The organism is Saccharopolyspora hirsuta, from assembly GCF_008630535.1.
Taxonomy (GTDB): domain Bacteria; phylum Actinomycetota; class Actinomycetes; order Mycobacteriales; family Pseudonocardiaceae; genus Saccharopolyspora; species Saccharopolyspora hirsuta.
Window position 1 is genome coordinate 306730 of record NZ_VWPH01000001.1, and the last position, 23543, is coordinate 330272.

Below are 23543 nucleotides of genomic sequence, written 5' to 3' on the forward strand. Positions count from 1 at the left end.
GCGCTCGCGCGCCCGCGATGGGAGGAGGTCGTTGATGATCCGTCGCACCTGCGCGGTCGTCGCCGCGCTCATGCTGGCCCTCACCCCGGCCGCCGCCGCGGCCGAGGCCAAGCCGGTCGCCACCGGCCTGGACATCCCGTGGGGCCTGGCGTTCCTGCCGGACGGCTCGGCGCTGTTCACCCAGCGCGACACCGGGCAGATCATGTCCCTGAAGGACGGCCAGGTCACCGAGGTGCAGAAGATCGAGGACTCGCAGCCGACCGACGGCGAGGGCGGGCTGATGGGGCTGGCCGTGTCGCCGGAGTTCGAGACCGACCGGACGGTGTTCGTCTTCTACAGCACCAGCGAGGACAACCGGATCGCCAAGCTGCGGCTGGGCGAGGCCCCGCAGCCGATCCTGACCGGGATCAAGAAGAACCGCTTCCACAACGGCGGTCGCCTGGCCTTCGGACCGGACGGCATGCTCTACGCCGCCACCGGGGACGCCCAGGACAAGGGCAGCGCGCAGGACCAGAACTCGCTCAACGGCAAGATCCTGCGCATGACCCCCGATGGCGCCCCGGCCCCGGGCAACCCGTTCGGCGACTCGGTGGTCTACTCGATGGGCCACCGCAACCCGCAGGGCCTCGACTGGGACGACGCGGGTCGGCTGTACTCCTCGGAGCTCGGCGACAGCACCTGGGACGAGGTCAACCTCATCGAGGGCGGCAAGAACTACGGCTGGCCCGAGTGCGAGGGCGAGTGCGGCAACGCCGAGTTCGTCGACCCGCTGGTGACCTGGCCGACGCGCGAGGCCTCGCCCAGCGGTCTGGCCGTCCACGACGGCAACATCTACGTCGCGGCCCTGCGCGGGCAGCGGCTGTGGCAGATCCCGCTCAACGGCGACGGTTCGGTCGGCGAGCCCACCGCGCTGTTCCAGGGCGAGTACGGCCGCCTCCGCACGCCGGTCTCGGCCCCGGACGGCACCCTCTGGGTGACGACCTCCAACCAGGACAACAACGGCAACCCCGGCCCCGACGACGACCAGATCCTCAGCGTCACCCCGTGATTCCGGCCGGAGGGCGCCTCCTGCCGGGACCAGCAGGAGGCGCCCTCCGCGCGGACCCGCCCGCGGCGGATCGGCTGGCGCCGGGGGCGAACGGCTGACCGCCCGAATTGCGATTGCGCCAGCACGTCGGCGGTTCATACGGTCTCCGCAGTTCCCGAAGCACTCCAGGGAGGAGCGGGATGACCGCGACACATCGCGCTGGCACCGTTGCGCTCACGCACTTCGCCGGTTGCGCAGGTGACCACAACGACCGGGGGATGGTCGGTTCGCAGCTCGTGGCGGCGAGCCTCGCCGCGCGCTTCGGCGGCCAGCCCGTCGTCATCGGTGAGCCGCGTCCGGCGCTGTCGGTGGGCTGGGAGGAGGAGCTCGCGGCCGCCCTGCCGGAGCTGCAGGCCATGTCCCGGCGGTACGAGCAGCTGCTCGCCGACGGTGGTGTGCCGGTGACCGCGTTGAGCCGCTGCGCGGTCGCGCTGGCCACCTTGCCGCGGATCGCCGCTCACCGGCCGGATGCGGTGGTGGTGTGGTTCGACGCGCACGCCGACATCAACACGCCGCAGACGACGCCCACCGGTTACCTGGGTGGTCTGGCACTGAGCGGTCCGCTCGGCCTGTGGGACTCCGGGCTCGGGAGCGGGTTGTTGCCGCAGAACGCGGTTCTGGTCGGTGCGCGCGACATCGACCCGCCGGAGCAGCGCCTGATCGACCGCGGTGCGGTCGGGCTGGTCCCGGTCGGCCCCCGGCTGCCGGAGGAGCTGCGCCGGGCGGTCGGCGGTCGGCCGGTGTACGTCCACCTGGACTGCGACGTGCTCGAACCCGGCGTCGTGGCGACCGACTACCGCGTTCCCGGCGGGATGAGCCTCGCGGACCTGCACCGGGCCGCCGAGGTGCTGGCCGAGTGCGAGATCGTCGGCGTGGAGATCGGCGAGCTCGAAGCGGACTCGGAAGCGACGACGGCGGCGCCGGTCGTCGAAGCCCTGGAACCGCTCCTGCGAGCAGTCGAGCGAGCTTAGGGGGAGGGCGGGCACCTCCGCAGCGGGAGGTGCCCGCCCCGGTTCAGAGGTACCAATCGCGGTCCGGGTTGGAGACCTTCGGCGCGACCCGGTCCACGCCGGGCCGGGCCGCCCAGCGGATCCCGTTGGCGATGACGCGCTTGATCTCCGGCTGGTTGTAGACCGGGTAGCGCTCGTCGCCGGGGCTGAAGTAGAAGATCCGCCCCCGGCCGCGGTTGAAGGTCACCCCGGAGCGGAACACCTCGCCGCCGCTGAACGAGCTGATGAAGATGAGCTCGTCCGGGGCCGGGATGTCGAAGAGCTCGCCGTAGGTCTCCTGCTCCGGGATCACCAGCGGGTTCGGCACGCCCTCGGCGATCGGGTGCGTCGGGTTCACCGTCCACACCGCCTCGCGCTCCGCGGCGTTGCGCCAGCTCAGCGAGCAGGTGGTGCCCAGCAGGCGGGTGAAGATCTTGGAGAAGTGCCCGGAGTGCAGGACCAGCAGCCCCATGCCGCCGAGCACGTGCTGCTGCACCCGGTCCACGACCGCGTCGTCGACCTGGCCGTGCGCCTTGTGCCCCCACCACAGCAGAACGTCGGTGTCGGCCAGCACCTCCTCGGTCAACCCGTGCTCGGGGTCGCTGAGCAGCGCGGTGCGCACGGTGGCGTCCGGGATCTGCTCGCCGATCCCGGACGCGAGCGCGCCGTGGATGCCGTCGGGGTAGTACTCGTCCATCCCGACGGGGTCCTTTGTGGACTCGTGCACGCCTTCGTTCCAGACGGTGATGCGCAGCGCGCTCATTCGACCACGATCTCCCGGTTCTCGGTGGCGGACTGGTAGCAGGCGTCGATGATGCGGGCTCGCTTCAGGGCGAGGGAGCCGTCGTTGGTGGGCCACCGGGCCGGGTCGCGGAGGACCTGGACGAAGTTCTCCACCACGCCTGCGTGCGCGCGGCCCGGTTGCGCGGTGGGCTGGTAGTCGGCGATCTCGCCGTCCACGTCGCGGTACACGTGCAGGTCGCCGACCAGCTTCTTCGTCGCTCCGACGGCCTTGAGCTCCGCGCCGCCGTCGGTGCCCAGGACGCTGAAGTCGATCAGGTCGTCCGGGCTGCGGAACGCCGCCCAGGAGGTCTCCAGCACCAGCGTGGCGCCGCCCTCCAAGCGCACGAACGCCGCCGCGAAGTCCTCCACCTCGTACTCCGAGGTGCTCTGGTCGGCGGTTTCCCGCTTCATGCCGCCGATCCCGCGCGGGCCCAGCTCCGAGTAGGTGACCGCGTTGACCGACAGGACGCGCGGCTCGCCCAGCAGGAACAGCGCGTAGTCGAGGACGTGGACGCCGATGTCGGCCAGCGGTCCGCCGCCGGACATCTCCTGGTTGGTGAACCAGCTGCCCAGCAGCGGGATGCCGCGGCGGCGCATCCACGACGCCTTCGCGTAGTACGGGCGGCCGAGCTCACCGCGCCGGATGATCTCGCCGAGGGTCTGGATGTCACCGCGCAGCCGGTGGTTGAACACCACGTCCAGCACCCGCCCCGCGGAGCGGGCCGCGTCGACCATCTGCTGGCCCTCGACGGCGTTGCGGGCGAGCGGTTTCTCGCTGAGCACGTGCAACCCGCGCTTGAGCGCGGCGATGGCGATCGGCGCGTGCAGGAACGTCGGCACCGCGATGCTGACCGCGTCGAGATCGGGCACCTCGAGCAGCTTCTCCCAGCTCTCGAACAGCATCGACGCCCCGTACTGCGCGCCGAGCGAGGCCAGCAGCTCCGGTTCCTTGCCCGCGATCGCGACGATCTCGACATCCGGCAGGTCCTGGTAGGCCGCGAGGTGCTGCTGGCCTGCCCAGCCGATGCCGACGACGCCGACCCGGATCGGACTCATGGATATGGTCTCCTTCACCTTGTGACGGGTGGTTTCAGCCCTTGATCGCGCCGGAGGTCAGACCGGCCACGATGCGCTTCTGGAAGACGAGCACCAGGAGCAGCAGCGGCAGGGTGACGATCACCGAGGCCGCGCTGATGGTGCCGATGGGTTGGTCGAACTCGTTGGTCCCGGCGAAGAACGCGATGGCCACCGGAACCGTGCGGGCGGTCGGCGTGGAGGTCAGTGTGACCGCGAGCAGGAACTCGTTCCACACCGAGATGAACACCAGGATCGCGGTGGTGGCGATGCCGGGCACCGCCAGCGGCAGGATCACCTTGCGGAACGCCTGGAACGGGGTGGCGCCGTCGATCAGCGCCGACTCCTCCAGCTCGAAGGGGATCTCGCGGAAGAACGAGGTGAGCACGAAGATCGCCATCGGCAGCGCGAAGGTGAGCTTCGGGATGATCAGCCCGAGCAGCGTGTCGTAGATGCCCAGGTCGCTCCAGATCTTGAACATCGGGGCCGCGATCGCGATGACCGGGAACGTGGTCACCGACAGCACCGCCGCGAGGATCAGGCCCTTGCGGGGGAGCTTGAGCCGGGCCAGCGCGTAGGCGGCGAACGAGGCCAGCAGCAGCGCCAGCGAGGTGGTGACCACCCCGACGACGACCGAGTTCCGCAGCGCGGTCAGGAACTTCCCGTCCTGCAGGACTTCGAGGTAGTTCTGCAGCGACGGCGCGGTGGGGAACAGGCTGCCCGAGGACAGCTCGGCGCCGGTCTTCAGCGAGGTGTTGATCAGCCAGTAGAACGGCACCAGCGAGGCCAGCATCACCAGCACGGCGAAGACCAGCGCCAGCGGGCGCAGCCGGTTGCGGTCCCGGCGTCCGGCCGGAGCCGGGGCCGGGGCGGTGGTCTCGGCGGGGACGAGGACGGTCGCCATCAGCTCTCCTTCGCGACGTCGCGGATGTTGCCGCCGGCGAAGCGGATGTAGACCAGGGACACCACCATCACGGTGGCGAAGGTCAGGATCGACAGCGCCGAGCCGGGGCCGATCAGCCGCCCCTCGCGCAGCTCCTGGTAGGCGAGCATGGACATCGTCTCGGTGCCGCTGGCGCCCTTGGTCAGCACGAACGGCAGGTCGAAGACGCGCAGCGCGTCCAGCAGCCGGAAGATCGCGGCCAGCGCGATCGCCGGGCGCAGCAGCGGCAGCGTGACCCGCCAGAAGGTCTGCCAGCGGCTCGCCCCGTCCAGGTCGGCGGCCTCGTAGACGTCGGGCGGGATGACCTGCAGCCCGGCCAGCACCAGCAGCGCCACGAACGGCGCGGTCTTCCACACGTCGGCGACGATGATCACGGTCATCGCGTAGCCGGGTTCGGCCAGCCACACGTGCTCGCCGCCGGGCAGGCCCAGGGCGCGCAGGATCCCGGTCACCAGGCCGAGGTTGGACTCGAACATGGCCTGCCAGGTGATCGCCGAGACGACGGTCAGCACCGCGTAGGGGACCAGCAGCGTGGAGCGCAGCAGGCCCCGCCCGCGGAAGGCCAGGTTCAGCAGCAGCGCCATCGCGACGCCGAACACGATCTCCAGCCCCACCGAGACGATCGCGAAGAAGAACGTCTGGCGGAACGCCGTCCACCACTCCGGCGAGGTCAGCGCGTTCCAGTAGTTGGTCAGCCCGACGAACTGGGACAGGTCGGCCTGCCGCACGCTGTAGACGTTCAGCGACAGCCACACCGCGTAGCCGATCGGCACGGCGGCCACCAGGAACATCACCACCAGCGCGGGGGAGACCATCCACACCGCGGTGCGCCGCTGCTGCTGGTCGACCCGGCGGCGTCGGCGGGTCGGTGTCATCGCGGTCATCAGAACGTCTCCTGAGCGGTCCGGATGTCCTCGGCCATCTTCCGCACGCCCGCCTCCACCTCGGTCTGGCCGGAGATCACCTGGTAGACGTTCCGGTAGATGGCCCGGGACAGCTGCGGGTACACCGGTGACTTCGGGCGGGGCTTGGCGCTGAGCACCGACTGCTTGAGCTGCGGGATGAACGGCAGCTCGGCGATGACCTCCGGATCGTCGTAGGTCGCAGCGCGCACCGGGGCCTGGGAGTGCTCCAGCACCATGGACTTCTGGAACTCGGCGCTGGTGGCGTGGTCGATGACGGCCACCGCACCGGCGGGGTTGGCGGCTTCGGTGGCGATGGCCAGGTTCCAGCCGCCGAGCACCGCCGCGGGCTCGCTGTGCTCGTCGAAGGCGGGCAGCGGGGACACCGCGGTGCCCGGACCGGCTCCGGTCTGCTCAATCTGCTTCAGCGCGCTCGGCCACTGCCGCAGGTATCCGGCGCGCCCGGACTCGTAGGCCCGCCGCCCGGCGTCCTCGTCGTAGGTCAGGCTCGCCCGGTCGACCGCTCTGGAGTTGAGCCCCTCGGTCATCAGGCGGAGCACGGCGCGGGTCTGCGGGGAGTCGATGGTGACGTTGCCGTCCTCGTCGATCACCGACCCGCCCGCGGAGTACAGCATCTCCAGGAAGTTCACGGTCAGGCCCTCGTAGCGCTTGGCCTGCATCTCCACCTTGTGCTGCGGGTCGGCAGCGGCGTTGGCGTAGACCTGGGACCAGGTGGTCGGCGGCGGCACCCGGTCCTGGCGGTAGAACAGCAGGCCCGCGTTGGTGTAGAGCGGCACTGCCCAGAACCGCCCGTCGTAGCGCGCGGTCTCCAGAGTGGACGGGATGAGGTCGGCGCGGTGCGCCTCGACCAGCCTGCTGTGGTCCTGGATCCAGCCCTGCGCGGCCCACTCGCTGACCCAGGTCACGTCCATCAGGTAGATGTCGCAGCCGCGGGAGCCGCCCTCGAGGCGCTGGACGGCCTGGGTGCGGGTGGAGTCGGTGTCCTGCCCGATCTCCAGGTAGTGCGCGGTGACCCCGGTGCGCTTGGCGTTGAACGTCTCGGTGAGCTTGGCGTAGGTCCCGTTGTCCCGGTTGCCGCAGATCGTCACGTCGCCGGTCGCGCCGCGGGCGATCGCGGGGTCCACGACGGGGGTCCGGGGTGCGTGTTCGCCGACCGGGCCGGTGGCCGGGGCGCTGACGCAGCTGGTGAGGGTGATCGCTGCGGTGGTGGCGAGAACCGCCCAGGCGGGCGCTCGTCTCAGCTGCATGGTCTCTCCGCTTCGCTGGTGGCGGGACGGCACCCGGCACCGGTCGAACGGCGTGAGACGTCCACATGGTCAGTCCCGCGAGCGCGGTGTGTCAAGGCTTCTCCCGCAGCAGACCGCGGATTCCGTCGGCGGAGAGCACGTTCTCGATGCCCGCCACGACCGCACCGGCCAGTCCCGCGGAGCGGCCGAGCGTGCTGTTGGCCAGCGACAGGTGGCGGGTCGCCAGCGGCAAGGCGCGGCGGTAGACGACGCTGCGGATCCCGGCGAGCAGGTCGTCGCCCGTCGCGGTGATCAGTCCACCGAGGACGATCCGCTTCGGGTTGTAGAAGTGCACCAGCATGGCCACGACCTCGCCGATCGTCGCCGCCGCCGTGCGGACCTGGCGCACCGCGGTGGCGTCGCCGTCGCGCAGCAGCTGCGCCAGGTCCTCCACGTTGCGCGGCCCGCCGTCCTCGGTGCGCAGCGCGCGGAGCACCGCGTCGGCGGAGGCGACGGCTTCGACGCAGCCGACGTTGCCGCACTGGCAGACCACGTCGTCGGCGCCCGGCACCCGGATGTGCCCGATGTCCCCGGCCGCGCCGTCGGAACCGCGGTGCAGCTCCCCGCCCGCGGAGACGACGCCGCCGCCGATGCCGGTGCCGACCTTCAGGAACAGCAGGGGGGATTCCTCGGCGGGCAGCGCGCGGGCCTCGCCGAGCGCCATCAGGTTGACGTCGTTGTCCACCGCGGCGGTGCAGGCGAACCGGGCGGCCATCGCGTCGCCGACCGGGAAGCCGTCCCAGCCGGGCATGATCGGTGGTCGCACCGGCATGCCCATCCGCGAGTCCACCGGGCCGGGCAGCCCCATCACCAGCGCTTTCACCTTCTCCGGCGGCATTCCGGCGTCGACCAGCAGCTTGCGCAGGTGGTCGGTGAGCACGTCCAGCGAGCGCTCCGGGCCGACGGCGATCTCCAGCTCCACCTCGCGCTCGGCGAGCACGTCCTGGCCGAGGTCGGCGACCGCGAGCCGGGTGCTGTGCACCCCGACGTCGGCGGCGAGCACGACCCCGGCGCGCGGTGCGATCGCCAGCCGGTGCGCCGGGCGGCCCCGGCCGCCGCTGCCGACCGGGCCGCGCTCGACGACGACCCCGGCGGTGATCAGCGCGTCGAGGTGACTGTGCACAGTGGACCGGGACAGCCCGGTGGCGCGCACCAGCTCGCCCCTGCTCTCCGCCGCGCCGGAGGCGATCAGCCTGGCCAGGCTGCTGTGCACCAGGCTGTCGTCGGCTCGTCCGGACGTCCGCGGCACCGCCAAGCGGACCGGTTCCCACCCCATCGTCGCAGCTCCTGACTGAAATCCTGCTGATTAATGACTGAAAAGAAAATAAATAGCAGATCTTGTCGGTATAAAGGAGGAGATCTAGTTTTAATCACGACGTAAATCGGGCGTGAGACACCCGCAGCAGTCAACTGATCCGACGAAGGAGGCTCCCCTGTGAGCCCTGGACCTTCCGGGCGCGGCGCGGCCATCTTGGGCGCCGGGATGATCGGCGAGGTGCACCGCCGCGCGGCGCTGCTCGCCGGTGCCGACGTGGTCGGCGTGCTGGCGTCCTCGGCGGCGCGGTCGGGCGAAGTGGCCGAGCGCTGGGGCGTGGCGGCCTACGGCGACCTCGCCGAGGTGCTGGCCGACGACCGCGTCGACGTCGTGCACATCTGCACCCCCAACGCCACCCACGCGCCGTTAGCCGAAGCCGCGCTCCGCGCGGGCAAGCACGTGATCTGCGAGAAGCCGCTGGGCATCTCGCTCGCCGAGGCAGAGGACATGGCCGCTGCGGCCCGCGCGAGCGAGCTGGTGGCCACGGTGCCGTTCGTCTACCGCTACCACCCCGTGGTGCGGGAGATCCGGGCGCGCCGCCAGGCGGGGGAGTTCGGTCCTTGGAACCTGCTGCACGGCAGCTACCTGCAGGACTGGATGCTCTCGCCGGACGCCTCCAGCTGGCGGGTCGACCCGGAGCTGGGCGGGGCGTCCCGGGCGTTCGCCGACATCGGCTCGCACTGGTGCGACCTGGTCCAGTGGGTGTCCGGGGAGACCTTCACCGATCTGCTCGCCGAGCTCAGCATCGCGATCCCGACCCGTCCGGCCGCGTCCGGGCCGACCTTCGCCGGGCCCACCGAGGTCGCCGGTGACCGGGTCGAGGTGCGCACCGAGGACTCCGCGGCGCTGCTGCTGCGCACCGCGTCCGGGGTGCTGGGGTCGGCGACGATCTCGCAGGTGGCGGCCGGTCGGAAGAACCGGTTGTGGTTCGAGCTCGACGGGGCGCGGGGCAGCGCGGTGTTCGACCAGGAGGAGCCGGAGCGGATCTGGCTCGGCGGCGTCGACGGCAACCGCATCCTGGTCCGCGATCCCGAGCACGGATCGCCCGAGCAGCGGCGGCTGTCGAAGCTGCCCGCCGGGCACGCGCAGGGCTATGCCCAGTGCTTCGAGGCGTTCGTCGCGGACACCTACGCCGCGATCGACGGCGGCAGCCCGGAGGGGCTGCCCACGTTCGAGGACGGCCTGCGCTCGGCGCGGCTGGTCGACGCCGTCCTCCGCTCCGCCCGCAACGGTTCCTGGACGAAGGTGTGATGATGCAGCTCGGAATGCTCACCGCGTGCCTCCCGCAGTGGTCGTTGGACCGGATCGCCGGATGGGCCGCGCAGGCCGGTTACGAGGCGCTGGAAGTGGCGGTCTGGCCCAGCACCGGCGGCCGCGACTTCGAGGCCGCGCACCTGCCGGTCGCCGACTTCGGCCCGCGCGAGGTCGAAGAGACCCTGGCGCTGTTCGACGAGCACGGCCTGGCGCTGTCGGCGTTCGCCTACTACGAGAACAACCTGCACCCGGATCCGGTGCGGCGCGAGGAGATCCGCACGCACCTGCGGCACGCGATCGACGCCGCGCAGGCGCTCGGCGTGCCCTGCGTGGGGACGTTCGTGGGCCGGGACTGGACGAAGTCGGTGGCCGACAACCTGGCCGAGGCCGAGCGGATCTTCCCGGAGCTGGTGGACTACGCGGGCGAGCGCGGTGTGAAGATCATCGTGGAGAACTGCGTGATGGAGGGCTGGCACCCGGACGGCTACCCCGGCAACCTGGCGTACTCGCCGGAGCTGTGGGAGTGGATGTTCGGGCTGGGCCTGTACCTGAACTGGGACCCGTCGCACCTGACGTGGATCGGCATCGACCCGGTGGAGACCATCGCGCCCTACATCGACCGCATCGTGCACGCCCAGGCCAAGGACGTGGAGCTGGATGCGGCCGCGCGCCAGCGGTACGGCTTCTTCGGCAAGGTCGACAAGGGCGGCAACCCGTGGGACATGGGCTGGTGGCGCTACCGCGTGCCGGGCCTGGGGCAGGTGGACTGGGGGCGCGTGGTGGACCGGCTCTACGAGCACGGCTTCACCGGAACGCTGTCGGTGGAGCACGAGGACCCGGTGTGGGGCGGCGACGACGAGCGCATCACCCAGGGCCTGAACATCGCGCACCGCACCCTGCGCCCGCTGATCGTCGGCTGACCGGGAGGTGGCGGTGCTCTCCGTTCAGCTCTACAGCGTTCGCGACCAACTGGCCGCCGACCGGCCCGCAACCCTGGCGAGGCTGGCCGCGATCGGCTTCCGCCACGTCGAGCCCTTCGGTCTCGGTTCCCCGGACCGCACTTCGGCCGAGCGGCTGGCGGCGGCCCGCTCCCTGCGAGCTGACCTGGACGCGGCGGGACTGGCGGTCTCGGCAGTGCACGCCGGGCTGCCCGGCGACATCGCGGAACTCGAGGAGGAGTGCGCGGTCCTGGGGGCGGACACGGCCTTCATCCCGCACCCGCGCCTGGTCCGGGGCTTCGGCGAGGAGACCTTCGCCGATCCGGGCCAGCTCGACGCGTTCGCCGAAACCCTGGGCGCAGCAGCCGAATCGGCGGTCAGCCTGCGCTTGGGCTACCACAACCACTGGTTCGAGTGGGCCCGCCTGCCCGACGGCACAACGGGATACGACCGCTTCTGGCGCCGCACCAGCGCACGGCTCCTCGCGGAGCTGGACGTCTACTGGGCGGTTGCGGCCGGTGCCGACCCGGCGTCGGTGCTGGCCGAGCTCGGCGACCGGGCGGTCGCGCTCCACCTCAAGGACGGTCCGGCGGAACCGGGAGCTCCGCAAACCCCGATCGGGACCGGGCGCGTGGACGTGCGCGGGGTCCTCGCCGGTTCGTCGTCGATCCGCTGGCACGTGGTCGAGATCGACACCGCGGACCTGGACCCGTTCGACCTGCTCGCCACCAACGCCGCGACCCTGGTGTCCGACGGCCGCACCACGTGGTCCTGACCGGCGGCGGTGTCACTGGATCGGGGGATGGGTCGGCGTGCGCGGGGCCCGGCGGCACCGTTGGCGTTGATGATGATCCGCATGGTTGAGAACGGTGTGGACGAGACCGAGGGCGTGGGCGGTGCTGGGCACCGGGTGGACGAGGAGCGGTTGGCCCGGACCCGGACCGGTGGGATCTGGGTGTCCGTCGTCGTGGCAGCGGTCGTGCTGGTGTTCCTGCTCGTCTTCATCCTGCAGAACTCCGACGGCGTGACCGTGCACTTCCTGTGGATGGCCGGGAACCTGCCGCTGGGCGTGGCGATGCTCTTCGCCGTGCTGGCCGGTGCGCTGCTGGTCGCGCTGGTCGGCACGGCGCGGATCCTGCAGCTGCGCCGCTCCGCCAAGCACCGCGCCCGCAAGCAGAAGTGAGGTCGTGAGCGCGCACCGGTGTCCGGACACCGGTGCGCGCTCACGAGTTCCGGACTCCGGTCACTGAGCGGTGAAGCCGCCGTCGACGGACAGGTTGGCCCCGGTGATGAAGCTGGCCTCGTCGCTGAGCAGGAACGCCGCGAACGCGGCGACCTCCTCGGGCTTGGAGACCCGGCCGACCGGGTGCAGCCCGGCGATCTGCGCCTCGCCCTCCGGCGTCGCGCCCATGCTGGTGCGGAACGCCGGGGTGTCCACCGCGCCAGGGGCGATGGCGTTGACGCGGATGCCCCGGGCGGCGTTCTCCAGCGCGACCGCCTTGGTCAGGCCGACGACACCGTGCTTGGCCGCCACGTAGGGCGAAACGCTGCCCATGCCGACCACGCCCAGGTTCGAGGCGTTGTTGAGGATCGCCCCGCCGCCCGAGGCGAGGATCGCCGGAACCTGGTGCTTCAGACCGAAGTAGACGCTGCTCAGGTTCAGCTCGATCTCGCCGTGCCACCCGTCGGCGGCGATGTCCTGCACCGCGCCGAAGGCGCTCACCGCACCCGCGTTGTTGAACGCGCCGTCGAGTCGCCCGAACTCGTCCACCGCCGCGCGGACCAGCGCCGCGACCTCGCTCTCCACCGTCACGTCGGTGGGCACGAACAGCGCCCGGCCGCCCGCCGCGCGGATGTCGGCCGCCAGCTCCTCGCCGACGTCCTCGCTGCGGGCCGCCAGGACCACCGCCGCACCTTCGGCGGCCAACCGCCGGCTGGTGGCCTCGCCGATGCCGGAGGTCGCACCGGTGACCAGGACCACTTTGGACTCGAAACGCGCCGTGTTCATCTCTTCCTCGAAGGTTCGTCGTCATCGGACGAACCAATGCTGCTGGCGCTGCAGCTCGGGGGCTGGCGGTAATCGGCCATCGCGATCGCGCGGTCAGCGGATGCCCTCCCGGCGCAGGCGCTGGGCTAGGTCCGCGGTGACCTTGGTCAGGAGTTCGCCGGTCTTGCGGGCCTTGGCGTCGGTGGTCTGGTCGATCGGCATCGAGCAGCTGATCGCGTCGGTGCCGGGGATGCGGTAGGGCACCACCGCGGCCACGCAGCGGATGCCGGGCGTGCCCTCCTCCACCTCGGCCGCGTAGCCGCGCTCGCGGGTGGTGGCGCAGGCCTCGTGGAGCTGTTCCAGCGACACCAGGGTGTTCTCGGTCAGCGCGGGCAGCGGGTCGGGGAACAGCTCGGCGACCTCCTCGCGGGTCAGCTCGGCCAGCAGCGCCTTGCCGAGCGCCGTCGCGTGCGCGGGCAGCGTGCGGCCGATCTTGGAGGTCAGGTACGTCGAGCGCTGCGACTCGCGGGTCTCCAGGTAGACCACCTGGTTGCCGACCAGCCGCGCGTAGTGCGTGGTGAACCCGGTCTGCTCGCGCAGCTCCTCCAGGGCCTCGGTGGCGAAGCGGATCGCCGGGTCGCGGTCCAGGTACGCGGTGCCGCAGATCAGCGCCCGCGCGCCCAGCCGGTAGCGGGTGTTGCTGGAGTCGGCCTCCAGCCAGCCCGCGTCCAGCAGCGTGCGCAGCAGGCCGTGCAGGCTGGAGCGCGGGAAGCCGGTCTTGACGTGCAGGTCCGACAGCGACAGCCAGGAGGGGTGCGCGGCGAACACCTCGACCAGGTCGATCGCGCGCCGCGCCGACTTCACCCCGGCCGCTTCGGATGCGCTGCCAGCGGCTGCCGGTCGGGCCATGTCCAGGTCCTCCTCCGTCGCGACGTCACGCCGTTCACGATCCTAATCAGGCCAACACCGCGTTCGCATACATGAACGACGTTCAAGAGGGGCGATTTCGCGCGAAACCGCCACATCGGCCTCGTGCGGACCGGTGGTTTCGCGCGAAGTCGGCGTCAGTTCGGCACACCGAGCGGGGTGGTGGTGAACGGGCCGCCGAGGTAGCGGTGCTGGTCGCCCGGTGGGAGTTCGGCGGCGAACCGCTCCGCGTCGTCCCGCGCCTTGTAGCCCAGCTCCTCGGCCTCGGCCAGCGAGCAGACCTGGCGGGTGTTGGCCGAGACGCCCCAGATGACCCGGTAGCCCGGCGCGGGGTGCGCCAGGCAGGCCTCGAACAGCCGCGCGCCGTCGTCCGGGGACAGCCACAGGGACAGGCCGCGCACGTCGGCGGGGCGTTCGAAGCAGAAGCCGATGCGGATGCAGACGACGTCCATGCCGAACCGCGAGTGGTACAGGCTGCCCAGGGCTTCGACCGCCGCCTTGCTCACGCCGTAGTAGGTGTCCGGGCGGGGCGGTGAGTCGGCGGGCAGCCCGCCGGGGGCGGCGTCGGCCACCTCGCGGAATCCCGCGGCGTGGTTGCTGGAGGCGAGCACCACGCGGCCGACACCGGCAGCGCGCGCCGCCTCCAGCACGGTCCGCGTGCCGTCGATGTTCACCGAAAGCGTTTCGGCCCAGCTGTTCTCGCGGCTGTGCCCGCCCAGGTGCAGCACCGCGTCGACGTCCTGGCAGGCCGCCGCCATCACGTCCGGGTCGGTCAGCGAGCCGCGGACGGTCTCCACCGCCTCGTCCGGTCGCGGCGGGGGGATCGGGGCGATGTCCAGCAGGCGCAGGACCCGGTCGGGGCGGCGCAGCCGGGGGCGCAGCAGCGTGCCCATGCCGCCCGCCGCGCCGGTGATCAGGATCCGTTGCGTCACCCTGTCGCTCCCTTCGGTTGACACGTGATCTGGGTCATACTAGCGTTCTGCGGCAGATTTCTCATGAACGAATTTATTCGAAAATCGGGCCATCGTTCAAGTATGTGAACGACGAAGGGGTCGGCCGGTGCACGCTCTCGACTGGGCAACGGTGTGCGGTTACTTCGGGCTGATGCTGGTCATCGGCTGGTGGTCGCACCGCAGGGTCAAGACCGACAAGGACTTCTTCATCGCCGGCGGCCGGATGCCGTGGTGGCTGGCGGGGATCTCGCACCACATGTCCGGCTACAGCGCGGTGATGTTCGTGGCCTACGCCGGTGTCGCCTACACCGACGGCGTCACGGTGTACTTCTGGGGGTTCGCCAGCATCGGCGTCGGGGTGGCGATCGGCGCCTGGCTGTTCGCCGCCCGGTGGAACCGGCTGCGCACCAGGTTCGGCGTCGCCTCGCCGCTGGAGTTCCTGGCCCGCCGCTACAACGTCCCGGCCCAGCAGGTGCTGGCCTGGAGCGGCTCCTCGCTGAAGGTCTTCGACGTGGCCTCGAAGTGGTTCGCGGTGGCCGTCCTGCTCGACTCCTTCGCCGGGGTGCCGCTGCTCTGGGGCATCGCGATCACCGGCACCGTCACCCTGCTGTACTGCACCGCGGGCGGGCTGTGGGCCGACGCGCTCACCGACTTCGGCCAGTTCGTCATCCAGGCGGCGGCCGGGATAGTGATGATCTGGGCGGTGCTGGACGGGCTCGGCGGCATCTCCGGGCTGTGGACGATGTGGGACCGGCTGCCCGCCGGGCACACCTCACCGGTCACCGGCGACTACACCACCGTGTTCCTGCTGGTGTACGTGCTGGTCAAGACCCTGGAGTACAACGGCGGGATGTGGAACCTGGCGCAGCGCTACATGGCCGCGCCAGGTTCCCGGGAGGCCCGGCGCGGCGCGCTGCTGTCCTCGGCGCTGTACCTGCTCTGGCCGCTGGTGCTGATGTTCCCGATGTTCGCCGCGCCGCTGTTCGTGCCCGGCCTGGAGGACCCGACCACCTCCTACGCGGCGATGACCCAGGCGCTGCTGCCGCCGGGCATGATCGGGCTGGTGCTGGCCGGGATGTTCTCCCACACCATGGCGATGGTGGCCTCCGACGCCAACGCGATCTCGGCGGTGATCACCCGCGACGTGCTGCCGGTGCTGTGGCGCAAGGCGCGGCGCTTCACCGAGATCCAGCGGCTGCGCACCGGGCGCATCGCGACGTTCAGCTTCATCGCGCTGAGCATGGCGGTGGCCACCCAGGCGCAGAACCTCGGCGGTGTGCTGTCCATCGTGGTCTCGTGGGTCGCGGCGCTGATGGGCCCGATCTCGGTACCGCTGCTGCTGGGCATGCTGCCGTGGTTCCGCCGCTGCGGAGCGCGTGCGGCGATCGTGTCCTGGGCGGGCGGGCTGCTGACCTACGGCGTGCTCTACTACGGGCTCGACGCCAGCCAGACCGCCACGGTCGCCACGCCGATCCTGGTCTCCCTGGCGCTCTACATCGGACTGGGGCTGGTCGCCTCGGAGCGCACCGAGCGGGTCGACGAGATGCTGGCCGAACTCGACCGCACGTCGGGCCCCGCCCCGGCGGCCCGTTCGGCGGCGGGGGACTGACGTGCGGGTCACCGGTTACAGCTACCCGTGGGACGTGGACGCGGAATTCCTGGACCGCGCAACGGATCTCGGCGTCGACGAGGTCGCCGTGGCGGTCGCCTACCACAGCGCGCGGGCGGCGACCCCGTGGTCGAAGCGCGGCACCAGCGTCCTGGCCCGGCACGCCGCGCTGTACCGGCCGGTGCGGACCGGGTGGGGAGTGCTGCGTCCAGCCGCGGCCGACTGGGTGGATTCCCCGGACAGCGCGGGCGATGCGGTCCGGCTGCTGTCCGCAGCGGGCGTCCCGACGGCGGCCTGGCTGGTGCTGACCCACAACTCGTTGCTGGGCAGCGCTTTTCCGGAGTTCACCGTGCGCAATTGCTTCGGGGAGCACTACCCGTGGGCGCTGTGCCCGGCGCACGAGGAGGTGCGCGAGTTCGCGGTCCGGTTGACCGCGGAGGCGCTCGCCGACCTTGACGTGCGGACGGTCGTGCTGGAGGCCTGCGGGCAGCTCGGCGTCGTGCACCAGCACCAGCACGAGAAGACCGACGCGGTGTGGTCGCCCGCCGCCGCGCGGCTGCTCTCGGTGTGCTGCTGCCCGGCGTGCTCCGCGGGCTGGGCGGAGGAGGGGATCGATCCGGTCGCGACCAGCGAACTGCTGCGAGCGGAAGTGCGACGGCTGATCAGCGACGACCTGACGGCCGAGGACGACCGGTTGCCCGTCGATCTCAGAGCTGTGCTGTTGGGCAACCGGCAACGCGCGACCGACCGGCTGCGGCGGGAGGTGTGCGAGCAGATCGGCCCGCAGCGGCGAGTGCTCCTGCACGCCAGCGCGGACCCGTGGGCGACGGGAGCCCTCCCGGGGCTCACGCCCTCCGCCGCCGGGGAAGTGGACGGTGTCGTGCTGCCGTGCTGGAAACCCACGGGAATCGCCGAGATCGCGCACGCACCGTCCGCAGTGGACATCGGCGCTTACGTCACAGCGGTCGGGCCGGAAGTGCCCGACACGGCGCAGTACGTGCGGGATCTCCGCGCTGCGGGCGCGGACGAACTGCACCTCTACCACCTCGGCCTGGCCGGACCCGCGCGCTGGCCGCACCTGCGGCGCGCGGTCGAGGAGGCCCACCGGTGACTCGCCGACCTCGCCGGGTCGGTGGTGGTGGGTCGGGGGCTCGCAACACCTGGCGGCGGGAGCGAGCCCCCGACTCCGCAACTCCGAACGAGTCGCGGGTGCGGAAGGCCTGCCCCCGCACCCGCCTGCGCTCAGCTCGACTTCGAAGTGGACACCTGGAAGTCCCGGAACTGCGCGTGCACGTCGCGGCTCGGGCCCCAGGAGGTGTCGTGGCCGCCGAAGAAGGTGGAGAAGAAGATCCCCGAGAACGGGATGTCGGCGACCTCGTGAATTCCCCGTTCCTCCAGCACTTTCTGGCCGTCGTACCAGACCGTGATGGTGCCGCTGGTGCGGTCCACCGCCTGCTCCACGGTGTGCCACTGGTCGTCGGCCTGCCAGAGCCACGACCCCAGGCCGACGTCCTCGCCGTAGCCGTCGCCCATCGACGGGTCGTAGACGTACACCGTGGCCTTCGGCTCGTCGCTTCGGATCCGCCACATGTACCGGGTCGACCAGGCGTCGCCGTGCTGGCCACCGCTGGCCTGCCCGGGCGGGCCGCCGTAGAGGCCCGGCAGCTTCCCGCCGCGCTCCCCGAAGTCCCAGTCGGCGGGGAACCGCACCTGGTAGCTCAGGTGCAGCACCGGCGCGTCGGCGAGGTCGTCGCGGCCGATCGAGCGGAAGTCGGTGTAGAACTGGCCACCGCCCTCGCTCGGGCAGTCACCGCAGGAGGGCGCCGAGGAGCCCTTGCCGTAGAGGACGTCGAGCTCCTCGCCCTGCGGTGTCATCCGGTCGAAACCCCAGTCGCCCTCGGCGACGAAACCCCACTGCTGCTTCCAGGAATCGTTCGGGAAGTCGGCGAACCCGCCGCGCCACGGCTCGGCGGCGGGGGAGGCCCCGCCCGGCGCCGCGGACAGCGCCAGCAGCGCCGCCAGCGCGATCCCGGTCAACCCGGTCAATCGTCTCTTCCGCACGTCGTACACCTCGCATCGGGTAGTGCTTCGATGTCGACCGGGCGGCGGAGCGGTCAGCGCCGGGAAGGGTCCCGGCGATCTCCAAGCACACACCAGGAACCGGGGCTCGGTCAACCCTCCACCGCTGCCCGGAGAGGGTTCTCGTTGACGATTTTTTCCGGATGCGCCAAGGTGATTCCGGCCGGACCTCCGGCCCCGGGTCCTCCGCCGCCGACCCGTCGACTCCGAGGAGGAACGATGTCGACCACCCGACTGCGGCGGATCGCGGTGCTGACCGCGGGGCTCGCGCTGACCACCGCGGCGACCGCGTTCGCCGCCGAGCGCGCGGTGATCCCGGTCACCAACGCCGAGGAGCTCGCCCGGGCGCTGGCGCAGGCCCAGCCCGGCGACACCGTCGAACTCGCCCCCGGCAACTACGACGGCACCTTCTTCACCACCGCCAGCGGCACCGGGTCCGCGCCGATCACGCTTACCGGACCCGCCGACGCGGTGCTGTCCAACACGCAGAACGGCTGCGACCCCAACGTCCCCGACGGCCGCGACGTCAGCTACTGCGGCTACGGCCTGCACCTCAACGGCGCCGACCACTGGCGGCTGCAGGGCTTCACCGTGGAGAGGTCCGCGAAGGGCATCGTGCTGGACCGCTCCAACCACAACGTCATCGACGGCGTCGAGGTGCGCGAGATCGCCGACGAGGGTGTGCACTTCCGGGCCGCCAGCTCCGACAACGTCATCCAGAACTCCTACGTGCACAACACCGGCACCGAGCAGCCGCAGTACGGCGAGGGCCTCTACTTCGGGTCGGCGGAGAGCAACTGGGACAAGTACGGCGACACCCCCGGCCAGCCGGACCGCAGCGACCGCAACAAGGCGCTGGACAACCGCCTCGGCCCGGACGTCCGCGCCGAGCACGTCGACATCAAGGAGGGCACCGCCGACGGCGAGGTGCTGCGCAACTCCTTCGACGGGCAGGGCATGACCGGCCAGAACTCCGCGGAGAGCTGGGTCAGCGCCAAGGGCAACGGCTACCAGATCTCCGCCAACCGCGGGGTGAAGTCCTTCGAGCACGGCTTCAAGGTGATCCAGCGGGTGGACGGCTGGGGCTGCCGCAACGTCTTCCACGACAACCACGCCGACGTGCAGGCGGCCGGTTACGGCTTCCAGCTGCCGCACGACGAGCGCTGCGGCGCCGAGCGCAACGAGGTCTACCGGGACAACACGGTGGTCAACGCGGGCTCCGGTTTCTCCGATGTGGAGCCGATCGGGTGAGCGCCGCTGGGCCGTTCGGGGGTCGTCCGGCGGGCCGTCGGAGTCAGCGCGTGAGTTGTTCAGCACAACTCCGCGGAAAGGTCAGTTCGGTCACTATCGGATGATCTTAGTTCGATACAGTGCGTTCGCATCGGGGACGAGCGAGCGCGCCGGACGTGCGGGCGCCGAGATCGGTCGGAGAGGAGCCGGAGCAGCACGCTGATCGAGCAGCGCCTGTCGGCAGCGCGCGGGTCGTTCGCGGCCGCGCGCTGCACTTCGGCGCGGACGGACGGTTTCCGCACGGGCCAGAACCATTGAGAGTGCATGGAAGTGACAACCCAGAACGAGTCGTTGGCTCCTCCGGAGAAGCGGAGAGGGCGCCGGGCAGGGCAGGAGAAGAACTCGATCCGGTCGCGGCTGACGTGGTCGGTCGTCATCCCGTGGATCGTCGTCTTCATCCTCTGGGCGGTCGGGTGCGCCCTGTTCGCGTTCGAGGCCATCTACACCCAGCAGGTCGCGACCAGCGTGCGGCAGATGTCGCTGCCCGCGATGGCGGCGCTCGAGGAGGTGAAGAAGGAACGCCTGCTCACCCTCGAGACCGTCGACGGTCCGGGCCGGAACCCGGCGGAGCTGCTCGACCAGCAGCGCCGGACCGACCGGGCCGTCAACGACATGAACCGGACCGCGGCCGGGCTGCTCGACTCGGCGCCGGAGGAGATCCGGCGCTCGATGACCGACCTGACCGACCAGCTCGATCGGATGGAGGGCGTCCGGTCGCGGGTGACCTCCGGGCAGATCTCCTACGCCGAGGTCGTCGACTTCTACGACACCCTCTTCGACACGGCCACCCGGATGGCCGACGTGCAGGCGAAGCTCACCCTCGACCCGGAGACCCGGCAGGGCGCGATCGCCGCGACCGACCTGCTCCGCGCCTCGGACCTGTTCTCCCGGGAGACGTCGCTGGTCGGCACCGTGCTCGACACCAGGCAGCTGAGCCCGGAGCAGCACCGCGAGCTCACCCGCTACATCGACTCGTACCACAGCACGCTGGAGCAGAACGCCTCCAGCATGCGCCCGGCCGTGCACGACCGGTACCAGAAGCTGCTGACCAGCCCGTCCTGGCAGCAGCTGGTCGCGGCCGAGGACCGGCTCATCGGCAGCCCCGGCCTGGACAGCGGTGACGCGCTGCCGATCGGCCTCGAGGAGTGGCGCCGGATCTCCGACGAGGTCGGCACCGAGCTCTCCGCGATGGTCACCGCGCAGGCCGACGAGGTGTCGGCGGTCGCGGTCGAGAGCGGCAACGATGCACTGTGGACGGTGCTGTGGGGCAGCCTGGCCGCGCTGGTCGTCGCGCTGGTGTCCTTCGTCTACGCCCGCCGCGTGTACCGCACGGTGGTCGACGAGGCCCTGCTGACCCGGCTGCAGGGCCTGCGCACCGAGTCGCTGGTGATGGCCAACAAGCTGCCCGAGGTGGTGCGGCGGCTGCGGGAGGGCGAGCCGGTCGACGTCAAGACCGAGATGTCCGCGCTGGAGAACTACGGCAACGACGAGGTCGGCCAGGTGGCGCAGGCCCTCCAGCTGTTCCAGCGGCAGGCGATGGACGCCGCGGTCGGCGAGACCCGGGCCCGGCAGGGCGCGCGCGTGGTGTTCGTCGGCATGGCGCACCGCATCCAGCGGCTGCTGCGGCAGATGCACGGCACCATCGACCAGCTGGAGAAGAACGAGGAGAGCTCGGCGCAGCTGGCCAAGCTGTTCGAGCTGGACAACTCCACCACCCGCGCCCGGCGCACGGTGGAGAACCTGCTGGTGCTCGGCGACCAGCAGCCCGGTCGCCGGTGGAGCCGCCCGGTCGCGCTGATGGACGTGCTGCGCTCCTCGATCTCCGAGATCGACCAGTACTCGCGGGTGGTCATCGGGCACGTCCCGAAGGTGATGGTCAACGGCGCCGCCGTCGGCGACACCATCCACCTGATCTCCGAGCTGATCGACAACGCCACCGCGTTCTCCCCGCCGAACACCCAGGTGCAGGTGGACGTCAAGGAGGTCGCGCGCGGCGTCGCGATCGACATCGCCGACCAGGGCCTGGGCATGAGCGAGGAGACCCGCGAGCGGGCCAACGAGATGATGTCCACCCCGCCGGAGTTCGACCGGCTGGTGCTGGAGAGCAACAAGGCCGAGCAGCTCGGCCTGTTCACCGCGGCTCGGCTGGCGCACCGCCGCGACATCGCCGTGGAGTTCGGCGTCTCGGCCTACGGCGGCACCCGGGCGACGGTGCTGCTGCCGGACCGGCTGCTCGACGCCGACACCTCGCTGACCACGAGCAACGGCAGCGGGCCGCTGAGCCCGCCCGCCGCCCCCGCGGACCGGAGTGGCGGCGGACACGATCTCGCGGCGGTGCCGCAGCCGCGCGAGTTGAGCTGGAATGGGGTCATGACCGACCAGCCCGACCCGGCGGCAGCGGCGCCGGCCGAAACCGCGTACGAGTGGCCGCAGTCGGACCCGGCGCCGGAGCCGGCGGCCGATCCGGCGGCGGTGCAGGAGGAGCAGCGGAAGCCGAAGAGCGGACGGCCGCCGCTGCCCAAGCGGGTCCCGCAGGCGAACTTGGCGGACGGCCTGCGCGACGACCCGGACCAGGAGGAGCAGGGCGTGGTCGCCTCGCCCAGCAAGCTGGCCGGGTTCCGGCGGGCCTTCCGCGGCGGCTCCGGCGATGCGCCGGACGACCGCGCGTGAGCAGACCAGACAACGAGAAGTGTGTGTGAGGTGGCCATGACCGAAACAGCGTCGAAACTGAGTTGGCTGCTGGACGACTTCGTGCAGGGCGTGCACGGTGCCGACCACGCAGTCGTGCTCTCCAACGACGGGTTGGTGATCGCCAGGTCGACCGACCTGGACCGCGACTCCGCCGACAAGCTGGCGGCCGCGGCGTCGAGCATGCGCAGCATCGGCAAGGGCGTCAGCAAGGACTTCGGCCGCGGCCAGGTGGCCCAGACCCACGTCGAGATGGAGCACGGCTTCCTGTTCGTCTCCGCCGCGGGCAGCGGGGCGTGCCTGGCCGTGCTGTGCGCGTCCGACGCCGACATCGAGCTGGTGGCCTACGAGATGGGTCGGCTCATCACCCGCGTCGGCAGCTTCCTGTCGGCGGCACCCCGGGAGGCCCGCGGCGCGGTGGCGGAGAGGACCTGACGGTGGACGAGGCGTGGTATGACGATGAGGCGGGCCCGATCGTCCGCCCGTACACGATCACGCGCGGTCGCACGCCGACCAGGAGCACCCGGCTCGACACCGCCAGCCAGGTGCTGACCGTCGAGCCGCGGCCGGAGACCCCGCGGCTGGAGCTCACCCCCGAGCACCGCTGGATCCTGGACGCCTGCGCGCGCCCGGTGTCGCTGGCGGAGCTGGCCGTGCTGCTGGGGCAGCCGGTGGGAGTGGTCCGGGTCCTGTGCGGCGACCTGCTCGACCACGGCGCCGTCTTCGTGCGCTCGCCTCGTACAGAAGTCAGCCGAGATATCTTGGAGCAGGTGTACCGTGGGCTTTGCAGACTCTAGCCTGGTTGAAAGCCGTTCCGTGCCGGGCAGATCCACCCCGGACGGCGCGGAGGCCGCGCCGATCCCGGTGAAGCTGGTGGTCGCGGGCGGGTTCGGGGCTGGCAAGACGACGCTCGTCGGTGCGGTCAGCGAGATCCCGCCGCTGACCACCGAGGAGGAGATGACCGTCGTCAGCGAGGGCGTCGACGACGTCACGGGGGTCGAGCGCAAGACGACCACGACGGTGGCGCTGGACTTCGGGCGCATCACGATCTCCGAGCAGATCGTGCTGTACCTGTTCGGCGCCCCCGGTCAGGACCGCTTCTGGCCGCTGTGGAACGACCTGGCGCTGGGGGCCGCCGGTGCGGTGGTGCTGGTGGACACCCGCAAGCTGGAGGACGGGTTCGCCTCCATCGACTTCTTCGAGCGGCGCGACATCCCGTTCGTGGTGGCGGTCAACGTCTTCGACGACGCCTACCACTACGAGCCGGAGGAGCTCCGCGAGGCGCTGACGATCCCGCCGGACGTGCCGATCGTGATGTGCGACGCGCGGGAGCGGGAGCTCGCCAAGAACACGCTGCTCACCCTGGTGCGGCGGGCGATCGACAAGATCCCGTCCACATCGGACGCGAGCTGACCGGG

The 23543-nt window shown here is 71.2% G+C and carries 23 protein-coding genes; 13 read left to right on the forward strand and 10 right to left on the reverse strand.

The features are described from left to right. The first annotated feature begins 34 nt into the window (after nucleotides 1-34). Nucleotides 35-1048, forward strand: coding sequence for a PQQ-dependent sugar dehydrogenase (locus F1721_RS01405; RefSeq protein WP_150064646.1), 1014 nt, complete (start codon nucleotides 35-37; stop codon nucleotides 1046-1048). A gap of 179 nt (nucleotides 1049-1227) precedes the next feature. Beyond that, nucleotides 1228-2058, forward strand: coding sequence for an arginase family protein (locus F1721_RS01410; RefSeq protein ID WP_150064647.1), 831 nt, complete (start codon nucleotides 1228-1230; stop codon nucleotides 2056-2058). A 43-nt stretch (nucleotides 2059-2101) separates the two neighbouring features. On the opposite strand, the gene F1721_RS01415 is transcribed toward F1721_RS01410, so the two are convergent. The 6 genes from F1721_RS01415 to F1721_RS01440 all read right to left on the reverse strand — a co-directional run bounded on the left by F1721_RS01415 (nucleotide 2102) and on the right by F1721_RS01440 (nucleotide 8361). Next, on the reverse strand, nucleotides 2102-2839 hold the full coding sequence (locus F1721_RS01415; protein ID WP_150064648.1) for a ThuA domain-containing protein: 738 nt from the start codon (nucleotides 2837-2839) through the stop codon (nucleotides 2102-2104). Then, on the reverse strand, nucleotides 2836-3915 hold the full coding sequence (locus F1721_RS01420) for a Gfo/Idh/MocA family protein (protein ID WP_150064649.1): 1080 nt from the start codon (nucleotides 3913-3915) through the stop codon (nucleotides 2836-2838). The genes F1721_RS01415 and F1721_RS01420 overlap by 4 nt, the downstream gene beginning before the upstream one ends. A gap of 34 nt (nucleotides 3916-3949) precedes the next feature. Then, nucleotides 3950-4837 carry a carbohydrate ABC transporter permease gene (locus F1721_RS01425; RefSeq protein WP_150064650.1) on the reverse strand — a complete coding sequence of 296 codons (888 nt, stop codon included), beginning with the start codon at nucleotides 4835-4837 and terminating at the stop codon, nucleotides 3950-3952. After that, on the reverse strand, nucleotides 4837-5760 hold the full coding sequence (locus F1721_RS01430; protein WP_150064651.1) for a carbohydrate ABC transporter permease: 924 nt from the start codon (nucleotides 5758-5760) through the stop codon (nucleotides 4837-4839). The genes F1721_RS01425 and F1721_RS01430 overlap by 1 nt, the downstream gene beginning before the upstream one ends. Next, nucleotides 5760-7046, reverse strand: coding sequence for an ABC transporter substrate-binding protein (locus F1721_RS01435; protein WP_150064652.1), 1287 nt, complete (start codon nucleotides 7044-7046; stop codon nucleotides 5760-5762). Before F1721_RS01435 ends, F1721_RS01430 begins: the two co-directional genes overlap by 1 nt. A gap of 91 nt (nucleotides 7047-7137) precedes the next feature. After that, nucleotides 7138-8361 carry an ROK family transcriptional regulator gene (locus F1721_RS01440; protein WP_150064653.1) on the reverse strand — a complete coding sequence of 408 codons (1224 nt, stop codon included), beginning with the start codon at nucleotides 8359-8361 and terminating at the stop codon, nucleotides 7138-7140. 159 nt (nucleotides 8362-8520) lie between these two features. Here F1721_RS01440 and F1721_RS01445 point away from each other — a divergent pair, with 159 nt between their 5' ends. From F1721_RS01445 to F1721_RS01460, 4 genes are all read left to right on the forward strand, one after another. After that, the gene (locus tag F1721_RS01445; RefSeq protein WP_150064654.1) at nucleotides 8521-9651 is read left to right on the forward strand and encodes a Gfo/Idh/MocA family protein; all 1131 of its coding nucleotides are present in this window, start codon (nucleotides 8521-8523) and stop codon (nucleotides 9649-9651) included. Further along, nucleotides 9651-10574: a sugar phosphate isomerase/epimerase family protein gene (locus F1721_RS01450; RefSeq protein WP_246153998.1), complete on the forward strand. Its 924-nt coding sequence runs from the start codon at nucleotides 9651-9653 to the stop codon at nucleotides 10572-10574. The genes F1721_RS01445 and F1721_RS01450 overlap by 1 nt, the downstream gene beginning before the upstream one ends. A 13-nt stretch (nucleotides 10575-10587) precedes the next feature. Further along, nucleotides 10588-11367: a sugar phosphate isomerase/epimerase family protein gene (locus F1721_RS01455; protein ID WP_150064655.1), complete on the forward strand. Its 780-nt coding sequence runs from the start codon at nucleotides 10588-10590 to the stop codon at nucleotides 11365-11367. Nucleotides 11368-11448: 81 nt separating this feature from the next. Further along, on the forward strand, nucleotides 11449-11775 hold the full coding sequence (locus F1721_RS01460; protein WP_246154000.1) for a LapA family protein: 327 nt from the start codon (nucleotides 11449-11451) through the stop codon (nucleotides 11773-11775). Between the two features lie 60 nt (nucleotides 11776-11835). On the opposite strand, the gene F1721_RS01465 is transcribed toward F1721_RS01460, so the two are convergent. From F1721_RS01465 to F1721_RS01475, 3 genes are all read right to left on the reverse strand, one after another. Continuing rightward, complete coding sequence (locus F1721_RS01465; RefSeq protein ID WP_150064657.1) at nucleotides 11836-12600, reverse strand: SDR family NAD(P)-dependent oxidoreductase; 765 nt, start codon at nucleotides 12598-12600, stop codon at nucleotides 11836-11838. A 93-nt stretch (nucleotides 12601-12693) separates the two neighbouring features. After that, the gene (locus F1721_RS01470) at nucleotides 12694-13488 is read right to left on the reverse strand and encodes an IclR family transcriptional regulator (protein WP_150064658.1); all 795 of its coding nucleotides are present in this window, start codon (nucleotides 13486-13488) and stop codon (nucleotides 12694-12696) included. Between the two features lie 155 nt (nucleotides 13489-13643). After that, on the reverse strand, nucleotides 13644-14438 hold the full coding sequence (locus tag F1721_RS01475) for an NAD-dependent epimerase/dehydratase family protein (RefSeq protein WP_281288730.1): 795 nt from the start codon (nucleotides 14436-14438) through the stop codon (nucleotides 13644-13646). A gap of 127 nt (nucleotides 14439-14565) precedes the next feature. Here F1721_RS01475 and F1721_RS01480 point away from each other — a divergent pair, with 127 nt between their 5' ends. Further along, nucleotides 14566-16068 (forward strand): sodium:solute symporter family protein, encoded by a 1503-nt coding sequence (locus F1721_RS01480; protein WP_150064659.1) that lies wholly within the window; start codon nucleotides 14566-14568, stop codon nucleotides 16066-16068. Nucleotide 16069: 1 nt separating this feature from the next. Next, a complete protein-coding gene (locus F1721_RS01485) occupies nucleotides 16070-17179 on the forward strand; it encodes a hypothetical protein (protein WP_150064660.1) in 1110 nt (369 codons plus the stop codon). Between the two features lie 131 nt (nucleotides 17180-17310). Here the strand turns inward: F1721_RS01485 and F1721_RS01490 are convergent, their stop codons facing one another. Beyond that, a complete protein-coding gene (locus F1721_RS01490) occupies nucleotides 17311-18129 on the reverse strand; it encodes a polysaccharide lyase (RefSeq protein WP_246154002.1) in 819 nt (272 codons plus the stop codon). 237 nt (nucleotides 18130-18366) lie between these two features. On the opposite strand from F1721_RS01490, the gene F1721_RS01495 reads away from it, so the two are divergent. The 5 genes from F1721_RS01495 to F1721_RS01515 all read left to right on the forward strand — a co-directional run bounded on the left by F1721_RS01495 (nucleotide 18367) and on the right by F1721_RS01515 (nucleotide 23538). Further along, nucleotides 18367-19398 carry a right-handed parallel beta-helix repeat-containing protein gene (locus tag F1721_RS01495; protein ID WP_150064661.1) on the forward strand — a complete coding sequence of 344 codons (1032 nt, stop codon included), beginning with the start codon at nucleotides 18367-18369 and terminating at the stop codon, nucleotides 19396-19398. Nucleotides 19399-19701: 303 nt separating this feature from the next. Then, nucleotides 19702-22107: a sensor histidine kinase gene (locus tag F1721_RS01500; RefSeq protein ID WP_150064662.1), complete on the forward strand. Its 2406-nt coding sequence runs from the start codon at nucleotides 19702-19704 to the stop codon at nucleotides 22105-22107. 36 nt (nucleotides 22108-22143) lie between these two features. After that, on the forward strand, nucleotides 22144-22560 hold the full coding sequence (locus F1721_RS01505; RefSeq protein WP_150064663.1) for a roadblock/LC7 domain-containing protein: 417 nt from the start codon (nucleotides 22144-22146) through the stop codon (nucleotides 22558-22560). 2 nt (nucleotides 22561-22562) lie between these two features. Beyond that, nucleotides 22563-22922, forward strand: a complete 360-nt coding sequence (locus F1721_RS01510) for a DUF742 domain-containing protein (protein WP_150064664.1) — start codon at nucleotides 22563-22565, stop codon at nucleotides 22920-22922. A gap of 19 nt (nucleotides 22923-22941) precedes the next feature. Next, a complete protein-coding gene (locus tag F1721_RS01515; protein WP_150064665.1) occupies nucleotides 22942-23538 on the forward strand; it encodes a GTP-binding protein in 597 nt (198 codons plus the stop codon). The last annotated feature ends 5 nt before the right edge of the window (nucleotides 23539-23543 follow it).

Coding starts and splice junctions, on each gene's coding strand:
- F1721_RS01405 (WP_150064646.1), top strand. CDS start 35: ATGATCCGTCGCACCTGCGCGGTCGTCGCCGCGCTCATGCTGGCCCTC.
- F1721_RS01410 (WP_150064647.1), top strand. CDS start 1,228: ATGACCGCGACACATCGCGCTGGCACCGTTGCGCTCACGCACTTCGCC.
- F1721_RS01415 (WP_150064648.1), bottom strand. CDS start 2,839: ATGAGCGCGCTGCGCATCACCGTCTGGAACGAAGGCGTGCACGAGTCC.
- F1721_RS01420 (WP_150064649.1), bottom strand. CDS start 3,915: ATGAGTCCGATCCGGGTCGGCGTCGTCGGCATCGGCTGGGCAGGCCAG.
- F1721_RS01425 (WP_150064650.1), bottom strand. CDS start 4,837: ATGGCGACCGTCCTCGTCCCCGCCGAGACCACCGCCCCGGCCCCGGCT.
- F1721_RS01430 (WP_150064651.1), bottom strand. CDS start 5,760: ATGACCGCGATGACACCGACCCGCCGACGCCGCCGGGTCGACCAGCAG.
- F1721_RS01435 (WP_150064652.1), bottom strand. CDS start 7,046: ATGCAGCTGAGACGAGCGCCCGCCTGGGCGGTTCTCGCCACCACCGCA.
- F1721_RS01440 (WP_150064653.1), bottom strand. CDS start 8,361: ATGGGGTGGGAACCGGTCCGCTTGGCGGTGCCGCGGACGTCCGGACGA.
- F1721_RS01450 (WP_246153998.1), top strand. CDS start 9,651: ATGATGCAGCTCGGAATGCTCACCGCGTGCCTCCCGCAGTGGTCGTTG.
- F1721_RS01460 (WP_246154000.1), top strand. CDS start 11,449: ATGGTTGAGAACGGTGTGGACGAGACCGAGGGCGTGGGCGGTGCTGGG.
- F1721_RS01465 (WP_150064657.1), bottom strand. CDS start 12,600: ATGAACACGGCGCGTTTCGAGTCCAAAGTGGTCCTGGTCACCGGTGCG.
- F1721_RS01470 (WP_150064658.1), bottom strand. CDS start 13,488: ATGGCCCGACCGGCAGCCGCTGGCAGCGCATCCGAAGCGGCCGGGGTG.
- F1721_RS01495 (WP_150064661.1), top strand. CDS start 18,367: ATGTCGACCACCCGACTGCGGCGGATCGCGGTGCTGACCGCGGGGCTC.
- F1721_RS01500 (WP_150064662.1), top strand. CDS start 19,702: ATGGAAGTGACAACCCAGAACGAGTCGTTGGCTCCTCCGGAGAAGCGG.
- F1721_RS01505 (WP_150064663.1), top strand. CDS start 22,144: ATGACCGAAACAGCGTCGAAACTGAGTTGGCTGCTGGACGACTTCGTG.